This window comes from Pseudomonas sp. UM16, from assembly GCF_050312595.1.
Taxonomy (GTDB): domain Bacteria; phylum Pseudomonadota; class Gammaproteobacteria; order Pseudomonadales; family Pseudomonadaceae; genus Aquipseudomonas.
Genome location: NZ_JBNPJT010000011.1, coordinates 100973 through 112830, shown reverse-complemented (window position 1 = coordinate 112830; position 11858 = coordinate 100973). Strand labels below are relative to the sequence as shown.

9 protein-coding genes are annotated in these 11858 nt (G+C 58.6%); 4 read left to right on the top strand and 5 right to left on the bottom strand.

The features are described from left to right. The first annotated feature begins 33 nt into the window (after window positions 1–33). The gene (locus ACQRAX_RS14880) at window positions 34–1005 is read left to right on the top strand and encodes a CobW family GTP-binding protein (RefSeq protein ID WP_412040413.1); all 972 of its coding nucleotides are present in this window, start codon (window positions 34–36) and stop codon (window positions 1003–1005) included. Here ACQRAX_RS14880 and ACQRAX_RS14875 read toward each other — a convergent pair. Then, entirely contained in the window at window positions 1002–1394 is a 393-nt protein-coding gene (locus ACQRAX_RS14875) for a DUF3301 domain-containing protein (RefSeq protein ID WP_412040412.1), read from the bottom strand. The two genes, ACQRAX_RS14880 and ACQRAX_RS14875, sit on opposite strands and share 4 nt — an antisense overlap. A gap of 116 nt (window positions 1395–1510) precedes the next feature. Here ACQRAX_RS14875 and pdxY point away from each other — a divergent pair, with 116 nt between their 5' ends. Next, window positions 1511–2383 carry a pyridoxal kinase PdxY gene (gene pdxY, locus ACQRAX_RS14870; RefSeq protein WP_412040411.1) on the top strand — a complete coding sequence of 291 codons (873 nt, stop codon included), beginning with the start codon at window positions 1511–1513 and terminating at the stop codon, window positions 2381–2383. On the opposite strand, the gene ACQRAX_RS14865 is transcribed toward pdxY, so the two are convergent. Then, the gene (locus ACQRAX_RS14865) at window positions 2380–2865 is read right to left on the bottom strand and encodes an acyl-CoA thioesterase (protein ID WP_412040410.1); all 486 of its coding nucleotides are present in this window, start codon (window positions 2863–2865) and stop codon (window positions 2380–2382) included. The two genes, pdxY and ACQRAX_RS14865, sit on opposite strands and share 4 nt — an antisense overlap. Window positions 2866–3187: 322 nt before the next feature. Here ACQRAX_RS14865 and ACQRAX_RS14860 point away from each other — a divergent pair, with 322 nt between their 5' ends. Then, complete coding sequence (locus tag ACQRAX_RS14860) at window positions 3188–4948, top strand: cation:proton antiporter (RefSeq protein WP_412040409.1); 1761 nt, start codon at window positions 3188–3190, stop codon at window positions 4946–4948. Between the two features lie 143 nt (window positions 4949–5091). Here the strand turns inward: ACQRAX_RS14860 and ACQRAX_RS14855 are convergent, their stop codons facing one another. From ACQRAX_RS14855 to uvrD, 3 genes are all read right to left on the bottom strand, one after another. Further along, window positions 5092–5499: an SMI1/KNR4 family protein gene (locus ACQRAX_RS14855; protein WP_412040408.1), complete on the bottom strand. Its 408-nt coding sequence runs from the start codon at window positions 5497–5499 to the stop codon at window positions 5092–5094. Between the two features lie 112 nt (window positions 5500–5611). Then, window positions 5612–6466 carry a Tim44 domain-containing protein gene (locus ACQRAX_RS14850; protein WP_412040407.1) on the bottom strand — a complete coding sequence of 285 codons (855 nt, stop codon included), beginning with the start codon at window positions 6464–6466 and terminating at the stop codon, window positions 5612–5614. Between the two features lie 157 nt (window positions 6467–6623). Beyond that, window positions 6624–8807 carry a DNA helicase II gene (gene uvrD / locus ACQRAX_RS14845; protein WP_101293861.1) on the bottom strand — a complete coding sequence of 728 codons (2184 nt, stop codon included), beginning with the start codon at window positions 8805–8807 and terminating at the stop codon, window positions 6624–6626. Window positions 8808–9031: 224 nt separating this feature from the next. Here uvrD and ACQRAX_RS14840 point away from each other — a divergent pair, with 224 nt between their 5' ends. Next, the gene (locus ACQRAX_RS14840) at window positions 9032–11857 is read left to right on the top strand and encodes a putative bifunctional diguanylate cyclase/phosphodiesterase (protein WP_412040406.1); all 2826 of its coding nucleotides are present in this window, start codon (window positions 9032–9034) and stop codon (window positions 11855–11857) included. Window position 11858 lies beyond the last annotated feature (1 nt).

The window sequence follows — 11858 nt, the reverse complement described above, 5'->3', positions numbered from 1 at the left end:
ATAGTGGTAAAAATACCGGGCGCCTACCTTCGCATGCTGCAGAACATTCCTACCCACGTCATTGCCGGCCCTTTGGGGGCCGGCAAGACCAGCCTTATCCGTCAGTTACTGGCTCAACGGCCAGCCAACGAGCGCTGGGCGGTACTGATCAATGAGTTCGGCCAGATCGGCCTGGATGCGGCGCTGCTGAGTACGGATGATCAGGGCATCGCCATGAGTGAGGTGGCGGGTGGCTGTTTGTGTTGTGTGAATGGCGCACCGTTTCAGGTGGGGCTGGGGCGCTTGTTGCGCAAGGCCAAGCCGCATCGTCTGTTTATCGAACCCTCGGGCTTGGGCCACCCATTGCAGTTGCTGGATCAGCTTCGACAGCCGCCATGGCGTGGGGTCTTGGCAGTACAACCGGCGGTAATGGTGCTTGATGCCCAGCAACTCGCAAAACGCGTGCTGTTGCCCGAGGCGCAACAACAGACTTTGGCCAGTGCGGGCTTATTGGTGCTGAACAAGTCAGAGGGATTGAATGATGAGCAACGCCTGTGGATAAGTTCACAGCTGCCCTCTCAGCCGCTGTGCTGGACCGAACAAGGACGATTGGCTCTTTCAGCGTTGCCCATGCCAAGACTCGAATCGAGTCAAACCGAGGCTGTGGATAAGTCGCTTTTACCTAATACAGACGGGCCTTTAGCGACCCTGTGGACAAATCCTCACGAGCCGATCTGCAGTATTCAAGACGCCGCAGAGGGTTGGAGCATCGGCTGGCGCTGGCATCCAAGACAGGTATTGGAACGGCAACGCATTGAACAATTGCTGCGCGATTTTGACTGGCGGCGGGCCAAGCTAGTTATCCACAGCGCGCAAGGTTGGCAGTCTATCAATGCCTTGCAAGGTCAGGATGCGCAGCATTGGCAGCCCAGTGAATGGCGCCGTGACTCGCGCATCGAGCTGATTTTCACTACTGCTCAGGACGCTAACCTACTGCAGCAAGCTATGCAGGCCTGCCGGGCTTAGTTACGCCAGCGATTATGATCCTGGCGCCACTGATTCATTTCGATGACGTTGTCGACATGCTCAACCGGTTTGATTTCGAACGGGTAAGGCGCCAGCTCTATCTGCATGCTGTGAGCCCCGAATTGAGTGACAGTACCGGGGTGACGCTGCTCACCGGTGACGGTAAATTCGAAGTTATACACGCGCGCCAGGCGCTTGCGGCCCTGTGCATCGCGGACAAAGCCGATGCGCTTGAGCGCGACGTTGCCATCGAGCAGTTCCAGATCGAGCTTGGCACAGTGCTGCTTGACCCGTTCCAGGGCCTTTTCACGCAATCCGTGGTTGTGCCACAGCCAGGCACCGGCGGTGGCCAGCAACATCAGCACGGAGAGATTACCCAGGGTCAACATTACCAATGCTCCAACAAAGTATGCCCAGCTTAACCGCCTCCCTGGTCTGTCGTACAGGTGGCGTTTAGCGCCATACTGCGCGCCTTGTTTTCAATTCTTTGCTTCGGAAGCCATGCATGAAACGTACGCCGCATCTGCTCGCCATCCAGTCCCATGTTGTCTTCGGCCATGCCGGTAATGGCGCGGCGGTGTTTCCGATGCAGCGGGTCGGTGTGAATGTCTGGGCGCTCAATACCGTGCAATTCTCTAACCATACTCAGTATGGCCAGTGGACCGGAGAAGTGCTTGCGCCCGCTCAAATTCCGGCGCTGGTGGAGGGCATTGCGGTGATTGGCGAGTTGGGCAATTGCGATGCGGTGTTGTCCGGCTACCTGGGCAGCGCCGAACAAGGGCGAGCAATCCTCAGTGGTGTGGCGCGGATCAAGGCGGCCAACCCTAAGGCCTTGTACCTGTGTGACCCGGTCATGGGACATCCGGAAAAGGGCTGCATCGTACCGGCTGAAGTCAGTACGTTTTTGCTCGAAGAAGCGCTAACGGTGGCTGACGTGTTGTGCCCGAACCAGCTGGAACTAGACAGCTTCTGCGATCGTCGACCCGAGTCCTTGGAGGATTGTGTCGCCATGGCGCGCAGCCTGTTGGAGCGTGGGCCGAAAGCGATACTGGTCAAGCACCTGGCCTACCCGGGGCGCGGGGCGGAAGATTTTGAGATGTTGCTGGTTACCGCCGCTGGCAGCTGGCATCTGCGCCGGCCGCTACTGGCCTTTCCTCGGCAACCAGTGGGTGTCGGCGACCTGACCTCAGGCCTGTTCCTGGCCCGGGTGCTGCTGGGTGATGACTGGCTGGCCGCCTTCGAGTTTGCTGCCGCCGCGGTGCACGAGGTACTGCTGGAAACCCAGGCCTGCGCCAGCTACGAACTTGAGCTGGTGCGGGCCCAGGATCGCATCGTGCATCCACGGGTGCGCTTTGAAGCGCGGCGCTTGAGCTGTTAAAGGGTGTCGCTCTTGAGCTCTTGGTAGCGTTTTTCCAGTTCCTGGCGAATCAATCGACGCTGCTTCCCTTGCAGGAAGCGGCGTTTTTCTTCGCTGCTTTCCGGCTGGCGCGCAGGGACGGCGACCGGTTTGCGGTCGTCATCGACAGCGACCATGGTGAAAAAACAGCTGTTGCTGTGGCGCACCGAACGCTCGCGAATGTTTTCGGTAACGACCTTGATGCCGACCTCCATCGAGGTATTACCGGTGTAGTTGACCGAAGCCAGAAAGGTCACCAGTTCGCCGACATGCACTGGCTCGCGAAAGACTACCTGGTCAACTGACAGGGTCACCACATAGCGTCCGGCATAGCGGCTGGCGCAGGCATAGGCAACTTCATCGAGATATTTGAGCAGCGTGCCGCCATGAACGTTGCCAGAAAAATTGGCCATGTCCGGGGTCATCAGGACGGTCATCGACAGCTGGGCGTTTCCAGGTTCCATAGTGTGCTCACGGTGAGGTTGCGCTGAGGCGGGGTGGCGACTGGTATTCACGCTTCTTTCCCCTATTACGATTGCCATCTAAAGACGGGACGCTGACAGCGGCCTTGCCGTCACGCTGTTTTTGCCATTTGCGGCGTGGATTTGGTCGATCTGTTTCCACTTATTGCATCGGCTTTTCGCGACAAGCGGCGGTGTTAACCTGAGGTGACCCATGCAAGGTGGGTCTCTTACATTAAAAACACTATGTACCCGCAACTCAATCAGTCAATTCCGGGGATGAGTGGCGGTTTGTCTTTCGTCATAAGGTAAGGAGTACCACGCCGTGCATGCCATCAGCTTTATCCAGGACTTGGCAGTGATCATGCTGGTCGCAGGTGTGGTCACCATCCTGTTCCACCGGTTCAAGCAGCCGGTGGTGCTTGGTTACATCGTCGCTGGTTTCATTATCGGCCCGCATACCCCACCTTTCGGCTTGATTCACGACGAAGACACAATCAAGACGCTGGCTGAACTCGGGGTGATCTTCCTGATGTTTTGCCTGGGGCTGGAGTTCAGTCTGCGCAAGTTGTTCAAGGTGGGGGCCACGGCGTTTATCGCTGCGTTTCTGGAAATCGTGCTGATGATCTGGATCGGCTTCGAAATCGGCCGCTGGTTCGGTTGGAGCACCATGGATTCGCTGTTCCTCGGCGCGATCCTGGCGATTTCCTCGACCACCATCATCGTCAAGGCGCTCAATGACCTGAAGATGAAGAATGAGCGTTTTGCTCAACTGATCTTCGGAGTGCTGATCGTCGAGGACATCCTTGGCATCGGTATCATCGCCTTGCTCTCGGGGATCGCCGTGAGTGGCTCGGTAAGCTCCGGTGAGGTGTTCTCCACGGTCGGTAAGCTGTCACTGTTCATGATCGTGGCCTTGGTCATTGGCATTCTCTTGGTACCGCGCCTGCTGGCCTATGTGGCCCGTTTCGAAAGCAACGAGATGCTGTTGATCACAGTGTTGGGACTGTGTTTCGGCTTCTGTCTGTTGGTGGTCAAACTTGAGTACAGCATGGTATTGGGCGCCTTCTTGATCGGCGCAATCATGGCTGAATCCCGACAGCTGGTGAAAATTGAGCGCCTTATCGAGCCGGTTCGCGACCTGTTCAGCGCGATTTTCTTCGTTGCCATCGGCATGATGATCGACCCTATGGTGCTGGTCGAATATGCCTGGCCAATCGTGGTGATTACGATCGCGGTGGTGCTAGGCAAGATGCTTTCCTGCGGTATGGGGGCTTTTATTGCCGGCAATGACGGACGTACCTCGCTGCGTGTGGGGATGGGTCTGTCTCAAATTGGTGAGTTCTCGTTCATCATTGCTGCGCTGGGCATGACCTTGCAGGTGACCAGCGATTTTCTCTATCCGGTCGCGGTGGCCGTGTCAGCCATCACAACCTTGCTCACGCCTTACCTCATCCGTGGCGCCGACCCATTATCGCTGAAGCTGGCCAAGGTCATGCCGCGGCGCCTGGCGCGGGTGCTGTCGTTGTACGGTGAGTGGCTGCGCAGCATCCAGCCACAGGGCGAGGGCGCACTGCTAGCTTCGATGATCCGCCGTATTCTGCTGCAGGTTGGGGTGAATCTGGCTCTGGTGGTGGCGATCTTTTTCAGTGGTGGTTACTTCGCTGCGCAAATTGGCGAGTATCTGGGCGAATGGATCACTGATGTCGGCCAGCAGAAGGCGCTGATCTGGGGCGCGGCATTGCTGTTGTCGTTACCGTTCCTGATCGCCGCTTATCGCAAGCTCAAAGCGCTGTCGATGCTGTTGGCGGAGATGGGGGTCAAGCCGGAAATGGCTGGGCGCCATACCCAGCGCGTGCGTCGGGTGATTGCTGAGGTGATCCCACTGTTGTCACTGCTGGTGATCTTTCTGCTGCTGTCGGCGCTTTCGGCGAGCATTCTGCCCACCAGCGAGTTGCTGGTGCTGATCGTGGTGGTAGCAGCGGGAGTGGTGGCGTTGCTCTGGCGCTGGCTTATCCGCGTGCACACGCGTATGCAGATCGCCTTGCTGGAGACGTTGGATAATCATCAGGAGAATCACCACTAGGGTGAGAGGAAAACGCTTCCTGCGCGGACGATTCGAATGTCCGAGGGGATGGAGCGGTAACGAAATCGCCACGCACAGGAAGGCATGGCGATTCTACGAACATTAATGGCCAAGGGCCATTAATTTGTGCGGGTATTTCTCATTCAGCTTTCCAGCCAGACATCCCGCGCCCAGTGCCAGACCGACTCCCAGCTTTCTTCGGTGACGAGCTCTTCTTCGCCGGACCACAGCACTACAGTGCCGTCTTCCTCAACACAGTAGAAATCGTCGCCATCCTGGCAAATCGGAATCAGGTCCCGTGGGACACCGGTATCCCAGGCGTTGGCCGCCACCTCTGGCAGGTAGGTGTGCGACTGCGGATCGGTGACAGTAACGGGCTCCAGGCTGCCATAGACCACATCGCTGACCGTCAGCAGGAATTCCTTGAAGACGAACGGAATGTTGATGAACAACTCTTCTTCGATTTCGACCAACTGATCTTCGTCCGGTAATTCCAGTGGCACCGGTACCGGTTCATTGGCTTCTCGGAGCTGTTCGATGACTTCTTCCACGGTTCTATCCTCTAACCTTTACGACACGCTGCGCGTTATACCCTAGTAGCCCGCTGCGCTAAAAGCAAAACCCCGGGACAAGCCCGGGGTTTTTTTGTGCAATGCCTCAAGATCAGCCGTTCTGGCGGATCCCGGCGACCAGCCAAGGCTGGTTTTCGCCCTGGGCACGTTCCATGTTCCAGCTTTCGCTGAACACTTCGCCCTGGTCGAAACGCGAGGTCTTCGACACACCGCTGAAGGTCAGGGTGGCGATGGTCTTGTCGGCGCGATCATCAACACCTTCAAGCTGCACATCCAGGTTGTCGATGTACGTGGACTGGAAGCCTTCACCCAGCTCGGCACGTTCCTGCTTGAGGAATTGCAGCATCTGCGGGGTAACGAACTCGGCGATCTTGTCCATTTCGTTGGCGTCCCAGTGCTGCTGCAGGGTTTGGAAATGGTTGCGGGCAGCGGCCAGGAAGCTTTGCTCGTTGAACCAGGCCGGCGCGTTGATCACCGGACGGGCTGCCGCGGCAGGTGCGGCGGAACCACCGAAGATCGACGGCTGAGCGGGTTGCTGGTGTACTTCACGCTGGAACGGCGCGTGACCGGCGGCGGCCATTTGTGGCTGCTGCTTGCGGCGACGGGCGGCGATAAAGCGGAACACCAGGAAGGCGATCAACGCGATGATCAGAATGTCGAAGATCTGCATGCCATCGAAGCCATCGCCCATGAACATCGAGGCCAGCAGGCCACCGGCGGCGAGACCGGCCAGAGGGCCGAGCCAGCGCGAGGCACCGCTGGCGGCTGCAGGTGCTCGACCTGGAGCGGTTGGCGAGGCAGCCGGAGTAGTCGGAGCAGCCTGACGGGTCTGGTGCATAGGCGCGGCGCCTGAGCTTTTGCCGCCACCCATGCGTTTGGCGTTGGCGTCGAGGCTCATCGTCAGGCCGATGCACAACGCCAGGGCGATGCTAAGAAAACGTTGCATAGAAGGGTATTCCCGTTTTGTGGATTGCACGCGCGTCATGGTGCACAGGTTGTAGGACACATGACCAGCGCCAAGATGTTTCCATCTTTTGCCTAATTTCGACTGCTTTTGTGGGCGCCAACCAGGCTGGCGCCCACAATGAAGCTGCAAGCCCTTGTTACAGGGCTTCCAGCTTGGCATAGCCAAGCATCAGCCATTTACTGCCTTCGGCGAAGTTCACCTGCACCCGTGCCTGGGCGCCGGAGCCTTCGAAGTTGAGGATCACGCCTTCGCCGAACACCGCGTGCTGCACGCGCTGGCCAAGGTTGAAGGCGGTCTGCGGAATGTTCGCGTTGGCGAACAGGCTGCTGGTGTTTTGCTTTTGACCGGAGCCGAATGGGCGGCTCACACTGTTGGACAAACGCACTTCCTGAATCAGACCCGCCGGTATCTCACGTACGAAACGGGAAACCTTGTTATAGGTTTCACTGCCATATAGGCGACGGGTTTCGGCGTAAGTCATTACCAACTGCTGCATGGCGCGGGTAATTCCGACATAGGCCAGGCGGCGCTCCTCTGCCAGACGGCCGGGCTCTTCCAGGCTCATCTTGTGCGGGAACAGACCTTCTTCCATGCCGACCAGGAACACATGCGGGAATTCCAGCCCCTTGGCGCTGTGCAAAGTCATCAGCTGAATACTGTCTTCGTGCTCATCAGCCTGGGCATCGCCAGCTTCCAGAGACGCATGACCGAGGAACGCGGCCAGCGGCGAAAGCTCGGCGTCTTCTTCGCTGGTTTCGAAGTTGCGCGCGGCGCTGACCAGTTCCTCAAGGTTTTCTACCCGTGCCTGACCCTTTTCACCTTTTTCTTCCTGGTGATAAATGATCAGCCCGGACTGCTCGATGACTGTCTGGGTCATCAAGTGCAGTGGCATCTCCATGACCTTGGCGGCAAGGTTTTCAATCAGTTCGATAAACGCAGCCAGGGCACTGGCGGCACGGCCCTTGAGCGCCTTGTTGGCGATCAGCAGGCTCATCGACTCCCACATCGACACTTCGGCGTGCCGGGCGTGGTCGCGAATCGCTTCGACGGTTTTCTCGCCGATACCCCGCGGCGGTACGTTGATCACCCGCTCCAGCGCGGCGTCGTTACCGCGACCTTCAAGCAGGCGCAGGTACGCCATGGCGTTCTTGATCTCGGCGCGCTCGAAGAAGCGTTGGCCACCGTAGATACGGTAGGGAATGCGCTCACGCAGCAAGGCTTCTTCCAGCACCCGCGATTGGGCGTTGGAGCGGTAGAGGATGGCAATGTCGCTGCGGGCCAGGCCGGTCTTGAGCGCGCTTTCGATGGTTTCTACTACATAGCGCGCTTCATCGTGTTCGTTGAACGCTGCGTACAGGCTCAAGGGTTCGCCATCGCCGCCGTCGGTCCACAGCTCCTTGCCCAGGCGATCGCTGTTGTTAGCGATCAGGGCGTTGGCAGCTTTGAGGATGCCGGCGGTGGAGCGATAGTTTTGCTCCAGGCGGATCATTTCGGCGTCGGGGAAGTCGGCGCTGTACTGGTGGATGTTCTCGATCTTGGCACCCCGCCAGCCGTAAATCGACTGGTCGTCGTCACCCACCACCATCAGGCTGTCGCCACCCTTGGCCAGCAGACGCAACCAGGCATACTGCACGGCGTTGGTGTCCTGGAATTCGTCTACCAGCACATGACGGAAGCGCCGCTGGTAGTGCTCCAGCAGGCCCGGGTGATCGCGCCACAGGTCCAGGGCGCGCAGCAGCAGCTCGGAGAAGTCGATAACCCCAGCACGCTGACAAGCAGCCTCATAGGCCTCATAGATGCTGCGCATGGTGCCCAGGTACAGATCACCGCTGGCCTGGATGTGTTGCGGGCGCAAGCCCTCGTCTTTCTGCCCGTTGATGAACCATTGCGCCTGGCGTGCTGGCCAGCGCTGTTCATCCAGGCCCAGTTCGCGGATCACGCGCTTGACCAAGCGCTGCTGGTCATCGCTGTCGAGGATCTGGAAGTTCTGGTTCAGCCCGGCTTCTTGCCAGTGCGCCCGCAATAGGCGATGGGCCAGGCCGTGGAAGGTGCCTACCCACATTCCGGCCGGGTTGATGCCCATCAGCTGCTCGATACGCTGGCGCATCTCGGCGGCTGCCTTGTTGGTGAAAGTCACCGACAGGATCGAATGCGGCGAGGCCTGCTCGACCTGGATCAACCAGGCGATGCGGTGCACCAGCACGCGGGTTTTACCGGAGCCAGCACCGGCCAGGACCAACTGACGACCGACGGGGGCCGCTACGGCCTGGCGTTGGGCGTCGTTGAGGGAGTTCAACAGGAGAGAGAGATCATCGCGCATTCGACCATTTTAGGGGCGCGGGCAACCCTTGGGCAAATATACAGTAGAAAAACTTGGTGGCAGCGACTGGCCAGTCATCCAGCGCCAGCTCAAGGGCTGCGCGCTTGAGCGCTTTTCGTCGGTAAACCGGCGGGCAGAATAATGATCCAGAGCAGTTTGGCCCAGGCGCTTGCTTGTGTATGCTCCGTGCTCGTTTAGGGCTAACCATTATAAGAACACTGCCTATGACATCGGGTTTCAGTTCCGGCGATGTACCCCTGGCCACATATGGGGGCATTCGTAAGCAATTCGCGACGCAATTGGCGGTAGAGCGCACCCGTCTGCTCTATCAAGGCTCGTTGTTGCCGACCTTGTTCATGCTGCTCAATGGTTTGGTCTGTGCCTGGTTACTCTGGAGCCCGGCGCGTTCCCTGTTGGTCAGCGTTTGGGTCGTCTGGTTAATGGCGCTGGTTGCTTTGCGAGTTATCCAGGTCGCCGCCTTTGACTCGGCCATGCCTGAACGTCAGGCTCAGCCGAGTTGGTGGCGAATGTTTCTACTTGGCTCGGCCTTCAGTGGCTTGACCCTGGCCAGCGCGGCGATTGCGCTGGTCCCTGTGGATAACTTCGTGCAGCAGGCCTGGGTGTTCGGCTTGCTCGGAGCGGCGACGCTTTCGGCGAGTATCGCCTATGCCGTCAGCCTGCCAGCCTTTCTCAGCTTTACCTTGCCCTGTCTGTTACCGCCGATCGCTTTTCTGTTCTTCAATGGTGACCAACACCAATGGGGGTGGGGCTGGCTCGGGTTGATATTACTGGGTGCGTTGCTGGTGGTGGCTTGGCAGGTTAACCGTCTGATCGAGCGCGGCCTACTCAAACGTTTTCAGAACCAGGCGCTGATTGAACATCTGCAAAACGCCCAGCGCCGTAGCGAGCGGCTCAATCAGGCTCTGGCTGGTGAAGTTGAGCAACGACGCCTGATTGAAGAGCAATTGCGCGCGGCTCAGGTCGGCCTGGAGTCGCGCTTGGCCCTGGCGCTGGAAGCCAGCGAGTTGGGGCTCTGGGATTGGAACCTGCAGACGGATGAGATCCACCATACTCAGCTACGTGAGTTGTTTGGCCTTGATTCGGCGCAGATACGCAGTGTGCGCAATGACCTCAAGCCGCGTCTGCACCCGGACGATCTGGCCCTGCTGAGGCGGACCCTGGTCGAGCACCTCAAGGGCCGCACTGAGGATTACCGCGTTGAGTACCGTGTACGCCACAGTCTGGGCCACTGGTGCTGGATTGAAGACCGTGGCCGCGCCGTGCAACACGGCGCTGATGGCAGAGTCCTACGCATGCTGGGCACGCGCCGCGATATTTCGGCCCAGAAAGCTCAGGAACAGCAGCAGCGCCTCGCTGCCACGGTGTTCGAGGCTGCCAGTGAAGGCATCGCCATCCTTGATCCAAACTATGACTTATTGGCGGTCAATCAAGCGTACTGTGAGGTCACCGGCTATTGCCGTGAAGAGTTGCTCTCACGCAACGTTCTCGAGCTGCCTTGCAGTCGTGATGCGCGGCGCCATAGCCTAACTATCGAGCAGGCGCTGGAGCAGCAGGGCCGCTGGCAGGGCGAGTTGGTGGAAGCGCGCAAGAACGGCGAACTTTATCCGCAGTGGCTGCAGCTCAATGGGGTGCGCGATGCTCGCGGCAACATCAGTCATATTGTCGGCTTTTTCACAGATCTGTCAGCACGCCGTGAATCCGAAGAGCGCCTGCGCTACCTGGCGCATTATGACGAGCTGACCGGGCTGGCCAACCGTGCGCTGTTCCGCCTGCGTCTGCACGATGCAGGGCAGCGGGTACGCCTCAGCGGCCGTAGCCTGGCATTGCTGCACATCGACCTTGATCGCTTCAAATTGCTCAATGAAAGCCTGGGTCATGAACTGGCTGACCAATTGCTCAAAAAAATGGCCCAACGTATCGCCAACGCAGTGCCGGAGGCCGACACCGTGGCGCGCTTGTCCGGTGATGAGTTTGCCGTGTTGTTCGATGGTTACAACAATCTGTCCAGCCTGGTACGGGTAACCACGCGGCTGCTGGACAAGCTGCGGGTGCCGCTGCGGCTTGATGGTCACGAGATGGTGATCAGCGCTTCGGTGGGTATCAGTGTGTTATCAGATGCCACTTTCGACTTGAATGCGCTGATCAGCCAGGCTGACATGGCCAAGCAGCATGCCAAACATCTTGGGGGCAACAGTTTCCAGTTCTACACAGAAAGCTTACGGGCCAGCACTCTCGAACGCCTGCAGTTGGAAAATCACCTGCGCAAGGCCATTGAGGAACGGCAGTTGCTGGTCTACTACCAGCCCAAACTGTGCTTGCGCCAAGGGCAACTGCTGGCAGCCGAAGCGCTGGTGCGCTGGCAACACCCGCAGTGGGGAATGGTGCCGCCGAGTGAGTTCATTGGCCTGGCCGAAGAAACCGGGTTGATTGCGCCCATTGGTGAGTTTGTCCTGCGTCAGGCGTGTTGGCAGGCCTGCGAATGGCAGCGCCAAGGGCTGGTGCCAATCCGTGTCTCGGTCAACTTGTCGGTGTACCAATTACGTCAGGGAAAACTGGTCAGTCTGGTGCGCCAGGTCTTGGAGGAAAGCGGGTTGGCCCCGCATCTGCTGGAGCTGGAGCTGACCGAGAGTCAGCTTATCGACAGCGTCGAGCACATCATTACCACGTTCGAGCAATTACATGAGCTTGGGGTCAAACTGGCGATTGATGATTTCGGCACTGGCTATTCATCGCTCAGCTACCTCAAGCGCTTCCCGGTGGACTACGTCAAAATCGATCAAGCCTTTATTCGCGGCCTGCACGAAGGCAGTGAAGACGCGGCGATAACCCGCGCCATCATTGCCATGGCCAAGAGCCTGGAGCTGAAAGTGGTTGCTGAGGGTGTGGAAACCCCGGAGCAGTTAGCCTTGCTGCGTGAGCAGGGGTGTGACGAGGTGCAGGGTTACCTGATCAGCAGGCCAGTGGATGCCAATACATTCAGGGATCTGTTGGGGCGAAGTATGACCAGCTTTTTCAGTAGCAGGCCATGAA

What these genes read in the sequence shown, in the direction of transcription:
- ACQRAX_RS14880 (WP_412040413.1), top strand. Translation starts at nt 34, where the DNA reads ATGCTGCAGAACATTCCTACCCACGTCATTGCCGGCCCTTTGGGGGCC.
- ACQRAX_RS14875 (WP_412040412.1), bottom strand. Translation starts at nt 1,394, where the DNA reads ATGTTGACCCTGGGTAATCTCTCCGTGCTGATGTTGCTGGCCACCGCC.
- pdxY (WP_412040411.1), top strand. Translation starts at nt 1,511, where the DNA reads ATGAAACGTACGCCGCATCTGCTCGCCATCCAGTCCCATGTTGTCTTC.
- ACQRAX_RS14865 (WP_412040410.1), bottom strand. Translation starts at nt 2,865, where the DNA reads ATGGAACCTGGAAACGCCCAGCTGTCGATGACCGTCCTGATGACCCCG.
- ACQRAX_RS14850 (WP_412040407.1), bottom strand. Translation starts at nt 6,466, where the DNA reads ATGCAACGTTTTCTTAGCATCGCCCTGGCGTTGTGCATCGGCCTGACG.
- uvrD (WP_101293861.1), bottom strand. Translation starts at nt 8,807, where the DNA reads ATGCGCGATGATCTCTCTCTCCTGTTGAACTCCCTCAACGACGCCCAA.
- ACQRAX_RS14840 (WP_412040406.1), top strand. Translation starts at nt 9,032, where the DNA reads ATGACATCGGGTTTCAGTTCCGGCGATGTACCCCTGGCCACATATGGG.